17 protein-coding genes are annotated in these 23,042 nt (G+C 39.1%); 5 read left to right on the top strand and 12 right to left on the bottom strand.

The genetic code is table 11. From position 1 onward, the window contains the following. Window positions 1-72: 72 nt before the first annotated feature. The 7 genes from B1C82_RS20055 to B1C82_RS20085 all read right to left on the bottom strand — a co-directional run bounded on the left by B1C82_RS20055 (window position 73) and on the right by B1C82_RS20085 (window position 13,065). A complete protein-coding gene (locus B1C82_RS20055) occupies window positions 73-978 on the bottom strand; it encodes a transglutaminase family protein (protein WP_086449295.1) in 906 nt (301 codons plus the stop codon). Continuing rightward, the gene (locus B1C82_RS20060; RefSeq protein ID WP_086449296.1) at window positions 971-3,487 is read right to left on the bottom strand and encodes a circularly permuted type 2 ATP-grasp protein; all 2,517 of its coding nucleotides are present in this window, start codon (window positions 3,485-3,487) and stop codon (window positions 971-973) included. The genes B1C82_RS20055 and B1C82_RS20060 overlap by 8 nt, the downstream gene beginning before the upstream one ends. 33 nt (window positions 3,488-3,520) lie before the next feature. Continuing rightward, window positions 3,521-5,941 carry a TonB-dependent receptor family protein gene (locus B1C82_RS20065; protein ID WP_086449297.1) on the bottom strand — a complete coding sequence of 807 codons (2,421 nt, stop codon included), beginning with the start codon at window positions 5,939-5,941 and terminating at the stop codon, window positions 3,521-3,523. Then, window positions 5,941-7,212: an imelysin family protein gene (locus B1C82_RS20070; RefSeq protein WP_086449298.1), complete on the bottom strand. Its 1,272-nt coding sequence runs from the start codon at window positions 7,210-7,212 to the stop codon at window positions 5,941-5,943. Before B1C82_RS20070 ends, B1C82_RS20065 begins: the two co-directional genes overlap by 1 nt. Window positions 7,213-7,322: 110 nt before the next feature. Then, window positions 7,323-10,610, bottom strand: a complete 3,288-nt coding sequence (locus B1C82_RS20075; protein ID WP_086449299.1) for a transglutaminase family protein — start codon at window positions 10,608-10,610, stop codon at window positions 7,323-7,325. A 2-nt stretch (window positions 10,611-10,612) separates the two neighbouring features. After that, entirely contained in the window at window positions 10,613-11,557 is a 945-nt protein-coding gene (locus B1C82_RS20080) for an alpha-E domain-containing protein (RefSeq protein WP_086449300.1), read from the bottom strand. A gap of 83 nt (window positions 11,558-11,640) precedes the next feature. Then, complete coding sequence (locus B1C82_RS20085; protein WP_086449301.1) at window positions 11,641-13,065, bottom strand: circularly permuted type 2 ATP-grasp protein; 1,425 nt, start codon at window positions 13,063-13,065, stop codon at window positions 11,641-11,643. A gap of 378 nt (window positions 13,066-13,443) precedes the next feature. Here B1C82_RS20085 and B1C82_RS20095 point away from each other — a divergent pair, with 378 nt between their 5' ends. Continuing rightward, a complete protein-coding gene (locus tag B1C82_RS20095) occupies window positions 13,444-14,550 on the top strand; it encodes a hypothetical protein (RefSeq protein ID WP_157894152.1) in 1,107 nt (368 codons plus the stop codon). Between the two features lie 19 nt (window positions 14,551-14,569). Here the strand turns inward: B1C82_RS20095 and B1C82_RS20100 are convergent, their stop codons facing one another. From B1C82_RS20100 to B1C82_RS20110, 3 genes are all read right to left on the bottom strand, one after another. After that, on the bottom strand, window positions 14,570-15,472 hold the full coding sequence (locus tag B1C82_RS20100) for a hypothetical protein (protein WP_199775780.1): 903 nt from the start codon (window positions 15,470-15,472) through the stop codon (window positions 14,570-14,572). 5 nt (window positions 15,473-15,477) lie between these two features. After that, entirely contained in the window at window positions 15,478-16,152 is a 675-nt protein-coding gene (locus tag B1C82_RS20105) for a hypothetical protein (RefSeq protein WP_234008337.1), read from the bottom strand. Between the two features lie 78 nt (window positions 16,153-16,230). Beyond that, window positions 16,231-17,292 carry a saccharopine dehydrogenase family protein gene (locus B1C82_RS20110; RefSeq protein ID WP_086449304.1) on the bottom strand — a complete coding sequence of 354 codons (1,062 nt, stop codon included), beginning with the start codon at window positions 17,290-17,292 and terminating at the stop codon, window positions 16,231-16,233. A gap of 168 nt (window positions 17,293-17,460) precedes the next feature. Between B1C82_RS20110 and B1C82_RS20115 the strand changes: the two genes are divergently transcribed. Both B1C82_RS20115 and B1C82_RS20120 read left to right on the top strand, forming a co-directional pair. Next, the gene (locus tag B1C82_RS20115) at window positions 17,461-18,795 is read left to right on the top strand and encodes a sterol desaturase family protein (RefSeq protein WP_086449305.1); all 1,335 of its coding nucleotides are present in this window, start codon (window positions 17,461-17,463) and stop codon (window positions 18,793-18,795) included. Window positions 18,796-18,857: 62 nt separating this feature from the next. Next, window positions 18,858-19,628, top strand: coding sequence for a phytanoyl-CoA dioxygenase family protein (locus B1C82_RS20120; protein WP_086449306.1), 771 nt, complete (start codon window positions 18,858-18,860; stop codon window positions 19,626-19,628). A 122-nt stretch (window positions 19,629-19,750) separates the two neighbouring features. Here B1C82_RS20120 and B1C82_RS20125 read toward each other — a convergent pair whose 3' ends face one another. Both B1C82_RS20125 and B1C82_RS20130 read right to left on the bottom strand, forming a co-directional pair. Further along, the gene (locus B1C82_RS20125; RefSeq protein ID WP_086449307.1) at window positions 19,751-20,947 is read right to left on the bottom strand and encodes an LIC_12337 family protein; all 1,197 of its coding nucleotides are present in this window, start codon (window positions 20,945-20,947) and stop codon (window positions 19,751-19,753) included. Then, on the bottom strand, window positions 20,944-21,129 hold the full coding sequence (locus B1C82_RS20130) for a hypothetical protein (RefSeq protein WP_020770936.1): 186 nt from the start codon (window positions 21,127-21,129) through the stop codon (window positions 20,944-20,946). The genes B1C82_RS20125 and B1C82_RS20130 overlap by 4 nt, the downstream gene beginning before the upstream one ends. Window positions 21,130-21,314: 185 nt before the next feature. Between B1C82_RS20130 and B1C82_RS20135 the strand changes: the two genes are divergently transcribed. Together B1C82_RS20135 and B1C82_RS20140 are read left to right on the top strand one after the other, a co-directional pair. Further along, window positions 21,315-21,947: a TIGR04282 family arsenosugar biosynthesis glycosyltransferase gene (locus B1C82_RS20135; RefSeq protein ID WP_086449308.1), complete on the top strand. Its 633-nt coding sequence runs from the start codon at window positions 21,315-21,317 to the stop codon at window positions 21,945-21,947. A gap of 179 nt (window positions 21,948-22,126) precedes the next feature. Then, entirely contained in the window at window positions 22,127-22,939 is an 813-nt protein-coding gene (locus tag B1C82_RS20140; protein ID WP_086449309.1) for a hypothetical protein, read from the top strand. Window positions 22,940-23,042 lie beyond the last annotated feature (103 nt).

A 23,042-nucleotide genomic window follows, 5' to 3' on the forward strand; every position in this document is an offset into this window, starting at 1 on the left:
TTCGGGAGGGCCTTTTTCATTCCAACACAACCCAGTATGTTGGAATCTCTACTTTAAAATCTTAGAATAAACTCAAATATGATTTCCGATCGCGTTCGGATCTCCTAACCGAGAAACATCCACTTCCACCTTTAATTTATGTTTCCCTCCTCCAAATAGAATTCCTTTTAAAGGAGATACATCCGAAAAATCCCTACCTACAGAAGTATGAATGTATTCATCTGTAATTGCTTTTCCGTTTGTAGGATCAAAATCGAACCAACCTTCTCCTGGGCAGTAGACAGAAATCCAAGCGTGAGTTGCATCGCTTCCCCTTAATTTAGGTTTTCCAGGAGGAGGATAAGTTTCTATATAACCTGAAACATATTTGCAGGGCAGGCCCAAAGAACGAAAAGCAGCCAAGGAAAGATGAGTGAAATCCTGACATACACCTTCTTTTTTCTCCAAGACCTCATCCAGAGGAGTATAGATATTCGTACTTCCTGCTTTAAATTTAAAATCTTCTCTAAATCTTTTTACATATTCCAAAACGGATTCGAGATAAGGACGATCCATAGGCAGATATTTTTCTAAAAAATTCTTATACGAAACGGAACGGGTTACAAAAGAAGAATCTCCTGCAAATTCCATCGCTTCCAGATCTTCTTTTTCCGTAACGGTTTTCAATTTATTTAATATTTCAGAAGTAGAGATCATAGTTCGATCTTTCTTCTTTTCTAACTCAGAAGTAAAAACTTTTGCTTCTGCAGTTACAGATAGAATATTATGAGGAGTTTCTACTGCGAAAGAATATACAGTGTTCCCGAAATAATCAGTTCTGAATTCAGTATATTTAGGTTTAGGGGAAATTTCTATCCTAAACTCTCTGCAGATCTGTCTTTCATTGGATGTAGGACAAAGATGAGCCAGATTCAAACAATGTGAAACTTCCTTTTCATACGTATAATGAGTAAGATGACGAACTGAATACTCAGCCATAAGGTCCTCCCAATCTAACTTGGTTTTCCACATAGCGGAAGTATTTGGCGGCAACTGCGTCAGAGACAGACTTTAATTGTCCGAGAATATCTTCTAACCATCTGCGAAGTCCACCGGCAGGATCTGCGTATTCGAAAATACGTTTTGCATCTTCTTCGCTAAACCTAACGAGAACGTCAGTGAGTCTTTGGATCTCTTCTGAGATTTCTTCGTCTTTTCCTGTAGAAGAGAATAGTGTATTCTCTCTTAATCTTTCTAATTGGAAAGCAAGAGAGCGAGGGTTACTTTCGTCGAAGATCAGAATGTCTACGACTGATTCAGCTTCTACTCTATATTTATAACGTCTTCTGTAAGTGATCCGGATATCGTTCACATTCAAAAGACTTTCGAACATACTTTTATTATACACAGAAGATCTTTCTATTGTGGAGAGTAAGAGCCTTGCTATGAACTGTGCTCTCTCCAACCTTTTTCCCATATCCAGGAAGAAAAATCCTGTTTCTCGGCTCATACTTTCATTTGCAAGACCGGAGAGAGATGCAAACAGGTTCACTAATTTTTGTAGGTATTCCAACACTTCATCATAACTTGAATTTCGAGGTGCCTCCGATTCTAATCTGGAAATTAAGTAACGTGTATCGTCGGAAATCCTATCTCGAACTGCCTTTGTACTTCCCACAAAAAAGTTCAGATCGTGGCGAATACTTCCGGAAGAATAAGGAGAAGTCGCCAATTGAAATATTTTTTCCCGGATAGAATCCAAAGAGTCCAATCCGTTTGTTTCGAAAAATCCAAGACTATACCCTGAAAGCTGGTCCAAGATTCCGAGTAATATCGAAAATTGTTCTTTTTCATAAGATTCTTCTGCTTCTAAAATCTTATGCACTGTTTCTCTAAGAAGCCTGGACATATTCTCTGCACGTTCCGCATAACGTCCCATCCAGAACATATTGTCTGCGACCCTGCTCGGAATACCGGAACCCTTTCTTTTGATAGGCATCCTTCCGATCTGTCCAGGGAGAAGACTAAACTCCTTCTTCTCTTCAGAAGCTAAAATCCAAAGGTCCTTTGAAATAGCTCCTCGTTGGTTTGTAATGATAAGTTCGTCTGCCTTAGGAGAGACTCGAACGAGTCCTCCGGGCATACAGGTATATCCATTCTCAGATAGACAGGTAAAAGTTCGTAAAACGGACTTACCTATTAGTAACTCTTCCGAGTCTCCTGAAAAGATTGGAGATGTAGAACCCGGGAGTATTTCCTGTGCAACATAACGTTCCGGTCTTGTTGCTACCCTTGTTTTTAGTTCTAACATTTCCTTTTCATTCAAAGTAGAAAGGAAAACGGAAGTATCTAAAGGAGAACGAATTGCAGGTTTAATCGTATAATTATTAGGATTAGAGAATACTTCTTTGCGAGAACTTTCATCTCCCATCCAAAGAGTGGGAACATTCGGAAGGATCAAATCCTCTCCCAAATAAAATTTACATAAATTAGCAAGATATGCGTGAATTGCTCGATTCTCTAAAAATCCAGAGCCAATTGGATTTGCAACAGTGACGGTACCCGCTCTCACTGCTCCTAAAATACCAGGAACTCCCAAAAGAGAATCTCCCTTTAATTCGAGAGGATCCATATACCAATCGTCTACCCGACGAAAGATCACATCTACTTGTTGCAAACCTTCTATCGTTTTTAAAAAGACCTTATTATCTCTAACCGTTAGGTCTTCCGCCTGAGCTAAAGTATATCCTAGATATCCCGCAAGATAAGCATGCTCGAAATAAGTTTCGTTTCCTGGGCCTGGCGTAAGCAGAATAGTAAGTGGTTCTCTATCTTTATTAGAAGAAAATGAATTTAGAGTTCTTCTTAAAGCTCTGAAGTATAATGCTACTCTATGGACCTGAGAGTCTCTGTAAAGAGAAGGAAAAATACGAGAAAGAACAATACGATTTTCTAAAGCATATCCCGAACCGGAAGGAGCCTGGACTCTATCCCCTATTACATAAAAATTACCTTGGCTATCGCGGCTAATGTCTGTGGCCAAGAATGCCAAACGGAAATTCGTAAAATCATAAACCGGAGCACAGGCTCTTAAAAATCCGCCGGATTGGAATAGAACTTCATGAGGGATTTTTTTTTCGTATAAGGATCTTTTAGGACCGTAAACGTCCTTTAGGATTTCATTAAGTAGCTCGGATCTTTGGGCAAGACCTCTTTCGATCCCATCCCATTCTTTGCTATCCATGAGAAGAGGAAAAAGATCCAGTCCCCAGACTCTTTCTCTCTCGTCTCCGTAAACATTATACGTTACTCCGCTTTCTTTTAAGATACGGAGACTATCTTCTTTGCGTCTTCTTAATTCGGCACCACCCAGATTATTAAGAGAACGAAGTAAAAATTCGTATTTATCCCTGGACTTTCCGTCAGGGAGGCATAGCTCGTCATAGACTCCTGGAGCAGGTTTATATCCGGAGAGAAGATTTGCTGCTTGGGAAGTTCTCTGATTCATCTTCCGTGAGACATTTTCATCTCCCGTCGGAATTTAATCCAGCTTTAAAGTAGCCCCAATATTGATTTGTCTGTATGGCCCTTGTTGGATCCCCACTGGAAGTCTTCCCGAGATATACACCCTATCTTCCAAATTTTTTCCGTTTACGAAGATGGACCATCTTCCCCCAGGAGCTTCGTATCCAAAATCAGCATTCCAAATTCCGTATGCGGGCACAACACCTTGGCTTCCATCCGTACTTTGGTTTTTAGTATTCTGCAAATCAGAATATTGTTTATCAAAATACTGATACTCCACTCTGGCATAAAATCCATATGGGCTTTTCACTCCGATCGCACCTATAAAAACATTCATCGGAACGTAAGGTAGATAGTTTCCGTTCGTGTTTACCTTTATCAAGTTCCCAGCGGAATTAACTGCATACAAAGGTTGGTTGGTGATACTTACAGTCCCATCTGCATTCTGTATTGTGCCAACAGGAACGTAAGTTGTAGAGATCGCTTTCGTATAAGAATAAGTAAATTCGAGAGGAACCTCCCATTTGGATTCAGCAAATTTCCCGAAATCGAAAACAAAATTACTTTCTACACCTCTGTTAACGGATCTTCCAGCATTGATCGGAACTGCACCTAATCCGGAGCCAGCCTCGTTTGTATTTACAATTTGATTCGAAAAATATAATGCATATGTGCTGACCTGTGTGTAGAAGTAGCGCGTAATATTTCCTCTAAATCCTGTTTCATAGTTATTGGATCTTTCAGCGCTGAGCTTATAACCTAAACCTAATGCAGGGTTTTGAACCGTGGAGAATGTAGGAGGAGAGAATGCAGTATGTGCACCTGCAAACCAGATAAACTTTTCTGTTATGTCAAAGGTAAGACCAATACCAGGTAAAACTACCTTTGTATAAGTCTCATTTGCATCATTTACTAAGATGGATTGACCTACAGAATTCGCGTTTCCCTTGGTAACATCATCTAAAGTTGCAAGCCTTCTATGAGTATAAACACCTTGGAAAATATGTTCGTAACGAACGCCAGGGATCACTTTAAACTTGTCTGTCAACTTGATAGAATCCTGGACATACAGAGCATAAGCTCTTGCATTACGATTCTGTTGTTGGGTAGTAAGACCTTTCGTAAGAGTCGGATAAGGAAATACGTTATTTGCAGCATTTACGGATTCATAATGCATTCTCGCGCCAAAAGCGATCTCATGATCCAGACCAAATGTATTAAACTTACCTTCTACTTTGGTCTCCAGACCACCTGTCTTAAAGAAGGAATGTCTGTTGGGAGTGGAATTTAACATGTAAATCACATCCCCAGGTTGATTACCTATAACATCAGGAGCATAGACGCCAAATGCATTCTCAGGAGGCCTTGCAGGAAAACCGAATTCAGTCAGATTATTATAAGAATATGATTCTTGACGAAATAAGAAGCCAACATTGGTCCAATACGCTCTTGTGATCATCTTCCAATTTTCATTAAAAGTGTGATCGTGACCTATAACCGCAGCCTGTCTATCGATGGATTTCTGGTCGTATCTGGCAGGATTGATCTTTGGATTTCTCCAATATAAACCTTGAGTTAATCCCAAATACGTAGACTGAGCTTCTTGTTGGTAGGACTGGTATTTTAGAAAAACTGAATCCTTCTCCCCTAATTTCTGGATCAACTTTAAGTTCAAATCGTTTACTCTAAAACCTTGGTAATCCCTAAAACCATTTCCTTGGTTACGCATATATGAAATATCATAACCAGTATTTGTAGTTTGGTTCGTTCCACCATATTGCAAAAGACTGGAAGCATAACCATTCATTCCTCCGATCACCTTTGCACTGAATGTAGGTTTTTCAGGAGGTTTGCGGGTCACATAGTTTACAATACCACCCAGAGTTGTTGGTCCGAAAAGAATAGAGCCTGAACCTTTCACAACTTCTACTCGTTCCATTCTGTCTATATGGGGTACAAAATAACTTTCAGGCTGTCCATAAGGACTCAAAGAAGTGAAAACCCCATCTTCTAAGATCAAAGTTTTTCTAGACTCTTCGTTACTCACACCTCTGAATGCGATATTCGGAGTAAGACCAACTGCGTCCTGGTAACGGATAGTAGCCCCTGGAACCCTACGCAGAGCTTCCATGGAATCAATTGGATTTGTTTCTTTTAAGATCTTTTTACCGATCACATTCGCGGAACCGGGGATCTTTTTAATATCATCATCTTTAGCGCCGATCACATTGATCTGACCGCTTTCTAAAAATCTTCTTTTCTTTTCCGCAATGGTTTCTTCTTGTTTGGATGTTTCCTTCTTGGAAGGATCTTCCTGTTCAGTCTCTGAAGAAGTTCCATTTGTCCCAGCATTTCCATTTGGCTGGGAGAAAAGGGAAGAATTAGAAAAAATTAAAATACATAAAATAAGAGAAGAACGGAATCGTTTTCGGAACATCAATCTCCGTCCCCTCCTGGTCCACCTGAAACTGGACTCGAACCTGTAAGAGCAGCGAGTTCAGTATTCAGAATTTTTAATAATTCACTTAGGTCAGCAATACTAGATTTAATAGCGGCAAAATTCGCAGAATTAGAACTTCCCCATGCAGCGGGTGGATTCGAGGTAGAAGGAGTAATATCAGCGAGGTGTTCATCTAATTCTGCAATCTCTCCCTTAATCTCCTCATCCAAGTCGGGGCTATAAAATTTTACGTAATCTGAAAGACCCGCACCTGTTCCGTTACCAGTATAGATCGCTTTAAAAGTACTAAAATTATCTATTACATTCTGAAAAGATTCTCCTGAAAATCTGGACTCTGCGCGATCCGATTTAGGAGAAGAACCATTTCCTCCTCCAGAAAGACCTTCCGGAATTTCCAGTTTTCCATCCTTCATGATACTTAAAAGTTGAATTGTAGAAGATAAAATAGCATCTAATGCAGCACCAGAACTTGTAAATGTAGCAGAAGTTCCGTTTCCTGCAGTTGCAAGCTGAGTGCCCAAAGGATTTGTGTCACCAACGTCCCAAGCTGCAGTCACGTTAAATGTATGCCCACTATATTCTAAAACCAATGCTCTTAAGAGTGCTGCTCTTCCATCCGGAGCAGAAGGAAAATCGGAACAACTTGGTGCAGTCCCTCTGTTCACTCCCGGTCTACTAAATAACATGTATTCAATCGCACTAATACCTTTGGCTTTATTTTTCATCTGGCCTATTGCTTGTTGTGCCTCCGAAAGATCTCCGATGGTAAATGAATCTAAATCATCTAGCTCAGTTGCATTAGGCGACGATTCTATTAGATAATTAATTAAGAACGGATCCATCCGAGTAAAATAAGCGAGTGTAGATCCAAAACGAAAAGGTTCTACTTTTTTCAGATCGGATTTATGAGCAATCCATGCAGCTTGCGCGGTACCTAAAGAATCAGAGGCGCAAAGATCATTTGTTGCGTTTACAAGTGCAACCCTACTCGCTTCTAAATTCACAAATAGCGGGGGAATTATATTATTTCCTAAATTCTGCAAAAGAGATCTAGGATCGAATGAATTGAACATCTGATAGAGATATCCATTCGCATTCGCCGCACCTGATGCGGAGTTTTTATGTGAACAAGAAATTAGAATAGAAAGTAAGAAGATACTTAGAATGATCCAAGCGGTAAGGATCAGCTTTTTTATTCGGAAAAACCTGCCGAATCGTCCGCTTTTAACAGAATTGTTTTGTCGCATAGTTCCCTCGAAACTGGGTTCTTTATCTTGAGAATCAGAATTATTTTTCTAGAACTGGTTGCAACTGTTTTTGAGATCTGTTCTCACAAACTGAGTTTGATAAATACTAATTATTCAATCCAACGGAGATCCATTGTATAAGCGTTCGTATGCTTTAATCGTTTAGGTTCGGAACCATCTAATGCGGAATGACCGTCCGCTAAAAATCTGGAGATCCTCCTAGACTCAGCTTCATAAGAATTCACAGGGAAAGTATCGTAAGCCCTTCCACCTGGATGGGAAACATAATAACGACAACCTCCTAAAGGACGAGAAGACCAAGTGTCCCAAACATCAAACACCAATGGAGTGTGAACCGGAAGATTCGGATGTAAAGTAAACACAGGATTCCAAGCCTTGAATCGAATTCCTGAAACTGCTTCTCCTTTTTTTCCAGTGCCGCGAAGAGGAACTTCATAACCGTTGCAACTAAGAAGATAACGATCGCTCCAACCTTCTAACTTTACTTGCAATCTTTCCAAAGCTGAATCTACAGATCTAGAAGTTCCGAAAGAGGAAGACTCTTCTCCTAAAACATTCCATGGCTCCAATGCCATTCTAAGTTCTAAGAATACTTCTTCTCTTTGGGTCTTACCATATACAGGAAAACGAAATTCAAAAAATGGAAGGAACTCCTCTTCTTGGAATGCAAATCCATGTTCTTTTAAATCTCTCAGAACATCTTTAAAATCGGCCCAAACAAAATGAGGAAGGAGAAAACGATCATGTAGTTCAGTTCCCCAATGAATCGGAGGTTGAACATAAGGTTTTTCCCAAAATCTGCAGATCAAAGATAAAACCAAAAGTTGCTGCACAACGCTCATCTTATAATGTGGAGGCATCTCGAATCCTCTTAACTCCACGAGACCTAAACGAGGACCCATGGGAGGATAAAGTTTATCTATAGAAATTTCAGCTCTATGAGTATTCCCCGTTAGATCCACAAGAAGATTTCTAAAAAGACGATCCACAAGCCAAGGATGGTGTTCTTTAATTTTATCTAATTGAGAAGAAGCTAATTCATATTCGTATAATATTTCATCTCTGCCTTCGTCCAAACGAGGAGCCTGAGAAGTTGGCCCAATAAACAAACCGGAAAAAAGATAAGAAAGAGAAGGATGATGTTGCCAATAACTCACTAAGCTACGTAGAAGGTCCGGTCTTCGAAGGAACGGACTGTCTTCCGGAGACATTGCACCAACTGTGATATGATTCCCTCCTCCTGTTCCGGTATGTCTCCCATCTATCAGAAATTTTTCTGCACTTAGGCCGAGTATCTTTGCCTCTTCGTATAAGATACGAGTCTTTTCTTCTAGCTCTTTAAAATTAGAAGAAGGGTGTAAATTCACTTCTAAAACACCTGGATCAGGAGTTATCCTAAATAGGCCTAACCTTGTATCAGAAGGAGGTTCATAACCTTCTAAAACGATCTGAACTCCAGACTTTTCAGAGGCGAATTCCAAAGAAGAGATCAGATCCAACCAAGGTTCCAAACCTTCTACCGGAGGTAAAAATATATGAATAGAACCTAGTCTCGGCTCAATGACTAAAGTAGTTCTGATAGGAAGATCTTTTCCTTCTGGAAAAAATTTAGATTCTTTAGAAGATCTTTTTCCTAAAACTGAATCCAGATCCTTTCTTGAACTTAATTTTTTACTCTTGGATAGATCCGTGAGAACTGCATTCGGTCTGAAATTTTCAGAGATAGAAGAAAAAGGCAGCCTAAAACCGGCAGGGCTGTCCCCCGGGATCAGATATAATCTTTCTCTTTTGTATTTCCACTCGGAACTTTCCCATTCTGATTTTGTATAATTAAATTGTAATGGAATCGCGATCGCTTTTTTGAGTTTGAAATCTCTATCGACCAAGGAAAGAACCTTCTTCCTTTCCAAAGCCTCAAAAGAAAAATCCTCTGAATTAAAATCTTCACTCTTAGAGTCCTTCCATTCTGGAAGTTGACCTTCCTTCCACAAATAGTAGAATCCGTCCTCGTATAAAGGAACCATATGTTTGGGAGAAATTCCCAAGGTTTTACAAATTTCTTCTCCTAATTTCTCAGAAGACTTTAGGTCCAGATCGAAATCCTGTTTTTCTTTTTCAACGGAAGAAGAGAGCAATCCTTCGCTTTTCCATAAGGAATCTCCGTCCTTTCTCCAAAAAACATTTAAGGACCAACGAGGCAAAGGTTCTCCAGGATACCATTTGCCTTGTGTCACCTGGACCAAAGAACCGGGTGAAAATTTTTTACGAAGGCTAGTAAGAAGATTTTCTCCTAACTCTAGTTTTTCTTTTCCAAGAGCCAGAGTATTCCATTGAGGATCTTGTCTGGAAGTATCCGAAATAAAAGTTGGTTCCCCACCAATAGAAACACGAATATCATTTTTCTTGCATTTAGCATCTAAATCTTTTCCTAGTTTTAAAACTCTATCCCAGGTTGGATCCGTATAAGGTTTAGTAACGCGAGGAGATTCCTGAAAACGTTTTACTTCCATCCTAAATCCAAATTTGGATTCAGCAGGATCAGAATATCCGAATACAGGAGAAGCACTTCCTGGTTCAGGAACGGCTGCTAAAGGGATATGACCTTCTCCTGCAAACAATCCTGAAGTTGGATCAAGACCGACCCAACCTGCACCTGGTAGGAACACCTCCGCCCAAGCATGAAGATCAGTAAAATCTTCCTTAGCTCCGGAAGGTCCGTGGATTGAGACTTCGTCCGGTTTCAATTGGATCAAATAACCGGAAACAAATCTGGATGCGAGGCCGATATGTCTTAAAATTTGAACGAGCAAAAATGCAGAGTCTCTGCAAGAACCGGATCTTCTTTCTAAAGTTTCGGTGCAAGTTTGAACACCCGGTTCCATTCGGATCACATACGAAATGTCCTGGTATACTCTTTGATTCAATCCAACTAAAAAATCGACGGTTCGTTTTGGTTTTAATATTCCGTCCTTTCTTAAACCTGAAATATAATTAGCGAGTGCATTACTTCCATCGGTAGCGCTTAAATAAGGAAGAAGTTCCTTTCTCAATGCATCCGAATAAATAAACGGAGTCTCCTCTGCATCTGGCTCCAGAAAAAAATCGAATGGATTAATAACTTGTATCTCTGCAACCAGATCCACGAGTATTTTTAATTTTTCAGTCTTCTTAGGAAATACTAACCTTGCCTGGTAATTTCCAAAAGGATCCTGCTGCCAATTTAAAAATTGATCAGAAGGTTCTACTAATAGTGAATAAGAAACAATCCTTGTCCTGGAATGAGGTGCTGGCCTCAATCGGATAATATGAGGAGATAAAGCCACCGGCCTATCATATTCGTAAGAAGTTTCGTGAGTAAGAGATACGAGTAAGGACATGATCAATTCCTAAAATAGGTTTCATCCAATTGAGCAGCGATCCCATTTAATCTCACTTGAAGTTGATCCAAATACTCATGCATTCCGGAAGAAAAAATTTCGTCTATCGAGGCGTAATTCATTTCAGAAAGTAGGACACCTACCCTCTTCTCCGTTTCGTCCCCGTAACTGTCCTTCTCTGTTCCGCTTAAAATTTTCAAACTATCGAAGGTTTTAGAAAGACAAAAGCGTATCGCTCTTGGAAAAATTTTATCTAAGATTAAGAACTCGGCTATATTCTTAGGAGTGATCCTGGTATAAAAACGATTAAACATCTCATGAGCACTTGCAGATTTCAAAAGAGAAAGCCATTGGATCAAATCCAAAGTAGATCCAGCTTCTTCTCTAGCAGGAAGAAGTATAAAATATTTCATATCTAAGATACGTGTGGTTTTATCTGCTCTTTCTAATAATCTTCCAAGCAATGCGAAATGCCAAACTTCGTCATGAGAGATTGTGGCTTCTTGGCAACCGTAGAATAATAAACACTGATTACGGATCGCCTTGAAAAATTCAGCAATCCCTGGCATATCAGATTCTTCGAATTTTTTTTTGGATTTGATTGTTAGATAAAATTCGTTGATCACTTCCCACATTGGAGTGGAAATATTCTCTCGAACGGTCCGAGCATTCTCTCTGGCCCGGATCAAACAATTCATAATCGAATTCGGATTTTCAGTATCCAAACTCATGAAGTGGATCACATTTTCTTTGCTTGGAGAATTATACTTTCTAGAAAATAATTCATTGTCTCCGGTGGTATACACCAAAGGCATCCATTGTCTGTTGGAGTCCTCATTTAGATCTAAGGAAAGTTGAAAATTCACATCCAAAAAGCGTGAATAATTCTCGGCCCTTTCCATATAACGATTCATCCAGTATACGGATTCAGCGACTCGGCTTAGCATTAGGAAACCTCTCTAGTTTTATGATGTTTTTCGGTTCCGCTTGGGATATTCCCCTGATTGCCAGTTCTTCTTCTTTTTTAATATTAACCCATTACCCAAGTATCTTTAGAGCCGCCACCTTGGGAAGAATTCACAACTAAGGAACCTCTTCTCAAAGCAACTCTAGTCAAACCACCGGGCATAACATAAATCTCTTCTCCGTATAAGATAAAAGGTCTTAGATCCACATGTCTTCCTTCTAACTTATCTTCAATCAATGTTGGGATCCTGGATAAACTCAAAACAGGTTGAGCGATATAGTTACGAGGGTCCGCTTTTACTTTTTCTACGAATTCCTCTTTTTCTTTTTCGCTCGCAACAGGTCCTATGATCATACCATATCCACCTGCACCGTTAGCTGCTTTTACAACCAGGTTTCCAATATTTTCACAGACATATTTTAGGTCCTTCTCCCTGGAACATAGATATGTAGGAACATTTGGAATAATCGGTTCCTCTCCCAGATAATACTTAATAAAATCAGGAACATAAGAATAGATCACCTTATCATCGGCAACTCCCGTACCAGGAGCATTCGCAAGTGCAACATTACCTTTTTTGAATACCTCAAATATACCAGGAACACCCAAAAGAGAATCTTTACGGAAAGCTTTAGGATCCATAAATGTATCGTCGATCCTTCTGTAGAGAACATCCACCTGTTTCAAACCTTTGGTGGTTCTCATATACAATTTATCATCTCTAACAGTAAGATCTGTACCTTCTACCAAAGGAACTCCCATACGAGATGCAAGAAAGCTATGTTCGTAATATGCTGAGTTATAGATACCAGGAGTTAATACTCCGATATTCGGATTAGGCTTATCGGAAAGATGTTCCAACATTCCCCGAAGTCTGATCGGATAATCATAAATAGGCCTAACTGAAAGACTCGCAAAAAGTTCAGGGAAGGTTTTTTTCATTACTTCACGATTTTCTAATACATAAGAAACACCGGAAGGACAACGAAGATTATCCTCAAGGACCAACATTTGCCCATCTCCGTCGCGCACAAGATCCGTTCCTGTAATATGGATCCAAATTCCTTTAGGAGGTTTGATCCCTTTACATTCTTTTAAATAACCGGAACTGCTATAAACGATCTCTCCAGGAATAATTCCGTCTTTGATGATCTTCTCATCTCCATATATGTCTTGGATAAAAAGATTTAGAGCACGGATCCTTTGCTTAAGACCTTCTTCCATTTTTTTCCATTCGAAAGAAGTTACGATCCGAGGAATGATATCGAAAGGCATGATCCTCTCTTCTTCTTCCTCATCTCCATAAACATTAAAGGTAATGCCCAAGGAAAGAAGCGCTTTCTCTGCAGAAGCTTTCCGTTTCAAAAGCTCCTTATCGTCCATGCCTTCGATCCTGGATTTTAAGATATGATAACTCTGGCGAATCCCCCCCTCTTCAAAGAACATTTCGTCGTAAAAGGAATCCGTTTGGTAATTTGTCAGGAGCATAGAATTCTCCCCCCATCTATCTGAAGGAGACTAATTTAGCTCCCAATAAACAAGCAGAAATTAAATTACTAGCTTATTTTTTATACCGATTATTTATCAATGTTCAAATATTGAACATTTTAACAAAATATTAATCTAAGTGTATGGGAAGGAATCTGATTTTTGGGGGAAAGCGGGGAAACTGATGGGTGAAGGATGTAGAGTGGTTTTGAGGGAGTTGGGGGTGAAATTTGTTGCGGGTGCGGGAGTGCGGTTTGGCGCAATTTCGGATATGCGGTGGGTGGGGAACGGCTTGGCGAATGTTCGGATATGCAACGTGATTAAGCTGACTTGACGAACTTTCGCCAATGGGTAACGTTAGGCGAAATTTTATTAAAAATGTATCTGCACGAACACATTGCATTCTTATTCCTTTCCATGGTTAGCTTCCTCATCGTTAATAACATAGGGGAAAAAATTGTTACGACGGGTTATGAGCGAGTCAGTGTTTCTTTGCCTATAGACAACGCTCCTGCGTTCAATATTGTCTATAGGGTTTTAACTCCAATATTATTATTGGTTGGCTATTCGGTCGCACTATCATATACGTCATACGATTATTTGAATAGAAATATTGCGTATGTTAACTATTACTATATTGGCTTAAGAATCGCTGCAATCGTAATATATCAAAGGATACTGGTAGTAAATTGGATTAGGCAGATTATTACTTATGTGGGGATAATCGCTATAACAAACTTTCTAGATGAAAATTACTTAGCAAATTCAACGAAAATTCTACCGGACCCAACAAATCTAATTAATGAGCTTTGGATTATTATTATCATATTTACTTATAATTTATTAAATAAGATTTCCGTTAGCCCGGAGGATTTGGATAGACGGAAAACAAAATATATTCTGAAAAGATATCAGAATTTTTCGAATAAATGGGGGGAATATATAGTTAAATCCAAAGGGGAAATAGTTTTTCTTGAAATCATATCGATTATGATTTATGAAAATTTTAATCGACCATTTTTATTTAGAAAATTAGAAACTCTACTGAAATATCTCAAGCTTCCGATTCATTCTACCGGAATAATGCAAGTGCAAACTGATGAGATATTAGATGACAAAAGGAGCATTTTTCTAGCCGTAAGATTCTTACGAAATGCGATAATTTCGGTTTTAAAAGGTTCTCCGTATTCATCCTTGCGATACTACTACTCTTCTCCATCCATGTTAATTAATGAGGTGGTCGGAAAATATAATGCAAAACATGATTATTGGACTGAAATAGACTATATAAAGGACATCATAAACACAAAGTATGGTGGCAATTTAAATAATGAGAAAGTCTTATACCAATTAAAGAGATTGGTAGCTAAGTATATGATTTTAAGGGATGGTCATCCTGAACGCGAAGATGTTAATTACTATCGACCTGAGATTGATATCGGGGAACTGAAAAGCATTTATTTTAAAGGGAAATATCGGAAGTGAACCCGACTATCTCCCCCCCCTACTTCTTCTCTAACTCCGCAGCGATCATACACTCTTTCGGGATCCATTCCTTCTCCACTTGTTTTTGGCGAACGTAACCAACCACATGACCCGTGCTAGCAGCGACCGCTAGAATGGAATAAGAATATAAAAGTGTATAAGGAGAAGTTGGAAGTAAATCGGAGATCCCTCCTCCCACGTAAGAACCGTAAGCAGGATATAATGTGCGATATGCGGTCATTTCTTCTGTTTTATCGCAGCGATATCTAAAATATCTGATCGCATCATCCGAAGCTCTAGCTTCAGGGTAGAAGGCCCCAAGGATAGGAACTGCATAGCCTAACGCGTATAAAGAACGATATTCTCTTTGCGCAAAATCTTTGGAGTGACCTCCTTCATGTATTACTACTGCAGGAATATCAGAATACACATGGATCGTATTAGAATATGGATTATAATGGTCCCCGCCAAATATACGGCCTACTAAGAGCACATCATTCACCACATAGGCAAATAAACCTACGGTCCATTTTAATAGTGGATTTACCGATTTAGAATCCCAGAGTCTTTTGAAATCATCTAAAGGAGCATATTGGTTGAAACGCACTTTAACATCTTTCAGATTATTATCTCTCATATAATCCATAAGATACTTTTTTGTTTCAAAAGAAAGTTTGTGATTCTGTATCCTTCGATCCCAGATCATGACCTTTGCAAATAAACTTTCTATCCAGATCCAACTTCCTATAAAGTCTATGACCGAATAAGGCTCTCCTTCTTCGAATTGAGGATTTTTCTCATCAAAGTACATTTCCTCATTCGGCCGAAATGGCTGAGCCACTGTGTATCGTTTTTCTGTAGAATAATAGCAGGACTGAAAAGAAGAACATGCAAGCAAGAATATTAGAATTTTCTGTTTCATCTTACTTACTTTCTTCCTTTTTTGTTGAGCTGTTGTTTCGGATCTATAGAGTGTTTTTTGATCTCATCCATAAAATCCAAAAGGGCAACTCTGCCCATTTGGTTTACTTGATCTTCCCTATTCCCTCTATGACCCATATAAGGAAGATGAATAATCCATCCCAGTAGAATCGGAAGTGTTGCAAGAGTCGCCATAAAATCAGTGACTCCGGATTCTATCCCATCCTTAAATTGATAATGCCAGGTTTTTCCAGATGAGACAATGTCCGCCTCCATCTCTACATTCACTTGATTATAAGTCCAATGATCTATGGATTCCAATCTGAACTTTTGGATGACGATCTTATGTTTTCCAGGATATTCATCTTTATGATCGTTCAATTCCTTTCGGATCAGTTTTGAAATTGGTCCATATAAATTCTCATAATCCTTTCCCCAACCTGTCCAGGAAGTGAATCCGTCCTCGTAATATACGAAGCGAGAAGGATCCTCATTTGGAAATTCGACTTCGATATCTGGATCCTTAGAATCGTAATCCGGAGCACCTGACTTTATCTCCATCCAATGCTCTTGGATTTCATGAGCACCCGAAAGAGTTTTAGGAATATGCACTTTGATGGACGTGCAAGAAATAGTGAATATTATAAAAAGTAAAAATACGAACGGACGAAAATAAGACATGATAGATCGCTTTGTAATTTAAAAGTACGAAGAAGAATGTAAAGAATAAATTCTAAACTAAAAGGAAGAGATACCTATTCAATTTGGAATATCTTTCCATTTAGATCCAGGAATTTCTAAAACGAATTCGGAACCAAATGCAAGACTTGGGGTCTTAAATCCTTTCCCCCCTTTTCCTGAAAGAACCTTGGCGACTGCAGCAAGAGAAGATTCCACCGTAAATTCGTATCCTTCTTTACATTCTAAAACTTTGGTGATTTTTTTTCCATCTTCCGATCGAACTTCGCCCCATACGGTTGTTTTGACTAGTGTCCTTGTTCTTTCTCCGGGACCTTTTATTGTTTTTCCTACCAATGCCTGGACTCCTTTTAATATAAAAGGAATTTTTAATAATGAGATGATCGGTTTAAAATAGCGTAACGCATTCACTTGGCCAGAAGGAATATCCGTATATACATCAATATTCGGGATACCGGTAGAAATATAAGCAGTGAAAACATCTCCCCAAGGAATTCCATACACTCTGTAGGTTTTCCCACCGGCGATCACTTCTCTAGTTCTACTCAGATGGGGAACTCCAACCATCTGTCCGTCCCTTCTGATCTTGGAACCGTAAGGCAATTGAGCGAGCGCACTTTTCATTGTGCCCGGAGAAACCTCGCTCAGTCCTACAAATGCAAGTTCCAAAAACTTAGGCTTTGAAAGTGATTCTTTTAAAGAAGAAGCCAGACAATCCGTAGGAACAATATCAAAACCCACACCGGGAAGAAGAAGAACTCCCGCTTCTTTAGCTTCTTCCCCTAAAGCTTGGAGAGATTCATATACCGGGATTTCGCCGGTGATATCCAGATAATGTACTTTTTTAGAAATGCACGCCTTTGCCATCGGAACAGAAGTTTGGATGAAAGGTCCCGCACAATGTAGAACGAGTTGGAATCCCTGAATATTCGAACCGACCTCGTTCGAATTATTTAAATCGAAAATTTTATATTCTAAACGGAGTTCGTTTGCTAACTCTTCAATTTTGCCTCTGCTTCTTCCTGCAAGCACAGGTTTTAAACCACGAGACACTGCTCTTCTTGCGATCAGTTCTCCTGTGTAACCGTTCGCTCCATAGATCATCCATTTAGATTCTGCCATAAGGTAGGAACTACGACATCGTTTCCGATTTAGTCAACCTGCATACCACGAACGAGTTAGTTTTTTTCACACAATTGATAGGTAAAGAATTTTCGATTTGGAGTTCGTTTTAGTTTTAGATTGACCTAGTTGCTGAACGAGGAATGATAGAGGTTACCGGCTTGTATTATGGAAAAAATAAATCTCATCACAATCGCAATTCCATTTTTCTTTTTGCTGATCGGGTTAGAGCTCGCATTCTCCTGGTATCATAAAAGAAAACTTTATCGTCTGAACGATTCTATTAACGATCTCAGTGCTGGGATCGCTAGCCAAATTTTCGGAATCATTTTTAAGACGATTACATTCTTCGCCTATCTTTGGGTTTATGAGAATTGGAAAATATTCAATCTTCCTTCTTGGCCAAGTGAACCAGTTTCTTGGATGCCTTCTTCTGAAGTATTGGGACTTTCCGCTTCTACCTGGGCATGGGGAATTGTTATAGCAGTTTGGGTCAGTTGTTTCGTACTCTATGATCTAGCTTATTATTGGCTGCATCGATTGAGCCATGAGGTTAATTTCCTTTGGGCAGGACATGTGGTCCATCATCAAAGTGAAGAATATAATCTCACTGTTGCATTACGCCAAGCAAGCTTTCATGGATTATTTACTTGGATCTTCTATATTCCTTTAGCGATTATAGGATTTTCTCCCATCGTAATGGTTCTGAACGGACAATTAAATTTGATCTATCAATTCTGGATCCATACAAAAGCGGTAGATAAATTCCCGAAATGGTTCGAGGCAGTATTCAACACTCCTTCTCACCACAGAGTTCACCATGGTATCAACCCTAAATATATTGATAGAAACCATGGCGGAACATTGATCGTTTTTGACAAATGGTTCGGAACTTTCCAAGCAGAAGAAGAAACTCCTGTTTACGGAACAGTAAAACCTCTTCGTAGCTTTAATCCATTATGGGCAAATGTTCATTACTGGGTAGAAATGTGGGAACAAGCAAAACAAAGCCCTCGTTGGTCGGATAAGATCAAAGCATTCGTTGCTATGCCTGGATGGAGACCTCAGGATCAGGGAGGACAATATCCTATTCCTGAAGTAGATGAGAAAACATTCAAAAAATATGATGTAACTCTTTCCAAGAGTTTAACCGCATATGCAGTAACCTGGTTTGTTCTCACGTTGGTTGGAACATTCTCAATGCTTGTAAAAATACATTCTATTCCTACTGGGCTTTTATACACGATCTTCTTCTTTAGTATCTTCTCCTTAACGACAGTGGGAGGAATTTTAGATCTAAAACGTTGGACCTTGTATCTGGAGCCGATCAGAATTGGACTCTTGGTAGGAACTGCTTTTCTTTTAGGAGTTTCTACAGGGACAGCGTTTATCGTAGCAGGATTCGGTGCACTTTCGCTCGCATGGTTTCTTTCTCAGAGACATTTATTTGCAGAATGGAAAGATATTGATCCTGTAAAAGAGATCCAAAGCAAAGCCGCATAATCACTCCTATCCTTCACTTCTCCGCTTGGAATTTTTCATTGCATGCGGAGAAGTTTTATTAAATGAATCCTAACAAAGCCGTTTTAGCTGGAAACGAATCCATTTTACAAAACGGTTATTTTCTTTATTCAAATTTTTTCAGAGCGGAAGAACTAGAAAATCTAAGAAACATTCTCCTGGATGCAAATTCAAAATGGAAGATCAGATTTCCGGATGAAAGCTCAGTAAATAGCGCTTACTTAACCAGTCCTGATTTTTGCACAAACGAATCGGATAGACTTACTCTATTTCATTTTATTTCTCATATTAAGCTTGTAGAACTTGCAAAAAGTTTAATACAAGAGAAGGTATACTTCCTAAATACACAATTATTCTTTAATCCTACATCTTCGCGGAAAAAGAATTATTGGCATAGAGATCTGCAATATCTGGGAGTCTCAGAAGAAGAACAAAAGAATATCTTAAAGCAAACAAAGGTATTCCATTTCAGGATTCCACTCTATCCGGATCCAGGTTTGGAATTTATTCCTGGTTCTCATATCCGATGGGATAATGAGCAAGAATACGAGATCCGTATGGAGAAAAACGGTCATAAAAATTATGAGGATTTGCCCGATGGAGTGCTTGTACCTCAGAATCCAGGCGATCTGTTAGTGTTCTCTGCTCATTTGATCCACAGAGGGATTTACGGTGGAAACAGACATTCATTAGATATTCTTTATACGAATTTCCCAGACAAACGATCCAATTCTAAAATCTTCCGCCAATTTCCTGAGGAAAGCATTCTCTCTAAACTGGAAAATCCAGAAATTTTTGAGCAAGAAGCGGACTAGTTCGCTACAGCAAAGCATTTCCAAAGCTTGTCAGGACTCGTCGCTATGTAAGTTTGTATGATTAAAAAACCCCCGAGATTCGGGGGTTCTTAAGGAGCAAATTGAAAAACTTTTTTATTACTTCAATTGAATGGCGGAGGAGAAGATTCGAAACCGATATCCAGAGTATCTATCGTGTTTTGTCTTGTATCGTCCCAATAAACACTGTTATTATCGCCAGTATTTCCAGATTTGCCTGAATCTCCAATCCTCAGATAAAGTCCATCTACTCGATTAGATTGAACATAACTTGAAGGAATATTAGCAGATGCAACCATGTCTTTTACAAATCCGTTCACATTAAATAATCCGTAATTTAAAGAGGTAAGACCGCATAATGTGCCATCACCAGGAGTAATTGCTCCTTCTTCCCATCCAGATTTAGCAGTTACTTCCAGGTTACCGGTTAGTTTTTGGCTGTACGCAAGTTTATAATATTCAGCATTAGTATTTCCCAGGCAAAGACCTGCATTCGGATTGCCAGGAACTAGATTTGCAGTCGCATCCACACGAACAATTGCTTTGAAACAGAAAACAGTACGATCGTCCATTTCTTCCAAGATTACTCTACCGCGACGAGCATGCAGAGAAATTTCGTTATCGTTATTCAATTTCTCATCCCAAGAATACACTTGTACTAAACCTTGATTCGGGTAATTAGTTGAATAGAAAGGATCAGTTACATCAGGAGAATACACATAACTTTCTATATCTGCAGAAGATCCACCGTCTTGAGAAGGATTTAACATTTGCAAACGATATTTAACTAATGCGCCATCTTGTTGAGAATCTCTCGGGTTGTCGTCCCAATAAAATTGTAATGCGATATCTGCAGTTGTTGTAGTTCCTACATTTTTCAATTCTAAATAATTAGAAAATTCTTTCTGTCCTGTATAAGCAGTCGAAGAAGCCATGAAGGATCCACCAAGTTTGATAGAGATCGTAAAATTAGTTCCGGAAGTAGTAGAGAAACCATCTTGGGAAAGACCATTAACTCCACTAGCTAATAAGATCAGTCCAGGGTTCGCCTGAATAGAACCGATCACATCGTCCATGAAAAGTGAATTTCCACGAGCCCAGGAAGCAGATCCTCTTACGAAGCCCCATTGGTCTGCACTTGCATGCAATGGTCTGAGTAGGGAAACATTTAAAGAAAATGGAATATGATTTTTTTCCTTTTTAAAACTCGAGTTAAATTGAAAACTCGCAGTGATCCCGAAAAAAACCAATAAAGCCAGAACGACTTTAGGAAGAATAGAACGACGATTTTGTAACTTCACTGTGCAATTCCTCTTGGAACGATGATAAAAAATCCAGTTTTGCTTTTTTCCAATTGGTATCCAAAATTAAACAGAGGAATGAATGGGTCCTTTCCTCCCGGTGCACAGGCGGTCCCAACTAACCCAGTCAGGATGATCCCTAAGCTAATGAGTAAGATTCCTCTTTTTAGGTTTAAGATCATAAGTAATCTCCTTATAGAATAATGAACATTTGAGATTTGATTTTTTTCAAATTGCTTTGATTTTAAAGAGCTTGTTCTAATTATTAAATCCTTCTATCAATGGATAGCTTTATTTAGGTAATTCCTTGGAAAAAACATCCCCCAAGGAATAGATGTTTTAAAATCAAATCGTCCCGGAGACAATAATGAAAGGTCCCATCTTGAATATATTTCTGAAAAATCCTGTCCCGGGAAAAGTTAAGACACGTTTAGCAAAAGACATCGGAGAAGAAGCTGCACTGGAAGTCTATCAGGCCTTGGTTGAAAAAACCAGAGCTGTTTGCAAAGACTTAGATATTCCTAAGGTGTTATGGTTTGATTCTTATCTTCCGAATCCATCCGATCTGGGAAGTTGGGGACATTCTCCACTACTCATTCGCAAACAAGAAGGAAAAGATCTAGGAGAGAAGATGAGAAATGCTTTCTTGTATTGTTTTCAAAACGGTTCCGGTCCAGCGATACTCATAGGAAGTGATTGCCCTGAATTAGATCTATTACATCTAAAAGAAGCATTTCAAATTATAGATCATAAAGATGTAGTTTTAGGACCTGCGAAAGATGGAGGTTATTATCTGGTAGGACTCAAGTCGGATACTCCCGAACTTTTTCACGGCATAGAATGGAGCACTGAAACTGTTTTTGCCAGAAGTTTAGAAAAACTGCAGTGGGCCAGAAAACAAGTAGGACTTCTTCCTATATTATCTGACTTAGATGATGTCCAAGATTTGGAATATTTCGAATCCAATGGAATTTTGGACTGGAGAAAGAACGGCTCCTGATCCTCAAGTCACACAATACATCTTCCAAATTATACATTATAAATATAGAATATAGTCTATAGACTTCGGTCTCGACCTATGTCTGGAGAAGAATTTAACATTTTCTCCTGCATTATGTAATTATTTGATTACTTGGTAAAAATCCCAGGTCTCATATATGTAATTGCTTGATTACATATATGAGCAGTAAAACCAACTTTGTTTTTTTAAAATTCTTAGTAATTGTATTCTCCGCATATTATCTGGCGTCACTTTCTCCTTTAAGAGCTTTCGGGAAGAAGGGCCCACATACTCATGTGAGCATTACCCAAGAGGCCTTTCTCGAATTCGCAGATAAAACTGGCTGGGAACTGAGAGCAGACTGTATGGAGCTAATGGTCCAGGGAAATTTGAGAGCAGATTCAGCTTTTATGAACAACGATGCATATCATTGCGATAATGATAATATACTTGGATGCGCAGATCGTTTCCGTACTTTAAAAGACGACTCTTATAGAGATCCGACCCAAATCACCGGGTTAATCAAATTGGGAATGGCTCTACATATCGCTCAGGATTTTTATTCTCACTCAAATTGGGCGGAGAATTATCCTATGGTGAGCATACTTGCTCCAATAGAACACCCATGGATTTTTTTAAGTATGAAAGAGATCCAAACAGGTTTTTATAATCTTCTTCCAATCATAGAACATACGGAAGAAGCAGGAAATTGTTTCGATGCAGAAGAAGGCCTGGAAGGAAATTACATGTTCGCAACCCATGCATGCCTAAATAAAGATGCGTCTGATAGTCATAGAAGCCTAAAAACTGTTTTACCAGGAATGCCGATCAGCTATCATGATTGGGCGGCCAATCTCGCAAAAGAGCACACTACCCAAATTTTAGTGGAACAGTACAAGGCAAAACATCCTTTACTCTTGAGTTGCCTAACACCGAAAGTTTTATCATTTTCTTGTGGAAGCCAGGCATATGATTTTCTCCGCCCGGATTGAGTCTAATTTCCGTTGACTTAAGCCTTCCCCTTACATTACTGTAAATTTATCCGGCCAGTATGCAGTCTGTTTTTACCAAATTGTAAAACTCTCGGACCGATCC

This window comes from Leptospira venezuelensis, from assembly GCF_002150035.1.
GTDB classification, from domain to species: Bacteria; Spirochaetota; Leptospiria; order Leptospirales; family Leptospiraceae; genus Leptospira_B; species Leptospira_B venezuelensis.

Coding starts and splice junctions, on each gene's coding strand:
- B1C82_RS20055 (WP_086449295.1), bottom strand. CDS start 978: ATGGCTGAGTATTCAGTTCGTCATCTTACTCATTATACGTATGAAAAG.
- B1C82_RS20060 (WP_086449296.1), bottom strand. CDS start 3,487: ATGAATCAGAGAACTTCCCAAGCAGCAAATCTTCTCTCCGGATATAAA.
- B1C82_RS20065 (WP_086449297.1), bottom strand. CDS start 5,941: ATGTTCCGAAAACGATTCCGTTCTTCTCTTATTTTATGTATTTTAATT.
- B1C82_RS20070 (WP_086449298.1), bottom strand. CDS start 7,212: ATGCGACAAAACAATTCTGTTAAAAGCGGACGATTCGGCAGGTTTTTC.
- B1C82_RS20075 (WP_086449299.1), bottom strand. CDS start 10,610: ATGTCCTTACTCGTATCTCTTACTCACGAAACTTCTTACGAATATGAT.
- B1C82_RS20080 (WP_086449300.1), bottom strand. CDS start 11,557: ATGCTAAGCCGAGTCGCTGAATCCGTATACTGGATGAATCGTTATATG.
- B1C82_RS20085 (WP_086449301.1), bottom strand. CDS start 13,065: ATGCTCCTGACAAATTACCAAACGGATTCCTTTTACGACGAAATGTTC.
- B1C82_RS20095 (WP_157894152.1), top strand. CDS start 13,444: ATGTATCTGCACGAACACATTGCATTCTTATTCCTTTCCATGGTTAGC.
- B1C82_RS20100 (WP_199775780.1), bottom strand. CDS start 15,472: ATGAAACAGAAAATTCTAATATTCTTGCTTGCATGTTCTTCTTTTCAG.
- B1C82_RS20105 (WP_234008337.1), bottom strand. CDS start 16,152: ATGTCTTATTTTCGTCCGTTCGTATTTTTACTTTTTATAATATTCACT.
- B1C82_RS20110 (WP_086449304.1), bottom strand. CDS start 17,292: ATGGCAGAATCTAAATGGATGATCTATGGAGCGAACGGTTACACAGGA.
- B1C82_RS20115 (WP_086449305.1), top strand. CDS start 17,461: ATGGAAAAAATAAATCTCATCACAATCGCAATTCCATTTTTCTTTTTG.
- B1C82_RS20120 (WP_086449306.1), top strand. CDS start 18,858: ATGAATCCTAACAAAGCCGTTTTAGCTGGAAACGAATCCATTTTACAA.
- B1C82_RS20130 (WP_020770936.1), bottom strand. CDS start 21,129: ATGATCTTAAACCTAAAAAGAGGAATCTTACTCATTAGCTTAGGGATC.
- B1C82_RS20135 (WP_086449308.1), top strand. CDS start 21,315: ATGAAAGGTCCCATCTTGAATATATTTCTGAAAAATCCTGTCCCGGGA.
- B1C82_RS20140 (WP_086449309.1), top strand. CDS start 22,127: ATGAGCAGTAAAACCAACTTTGTTTTTTTAAAATTCTTAGTAATTGTA.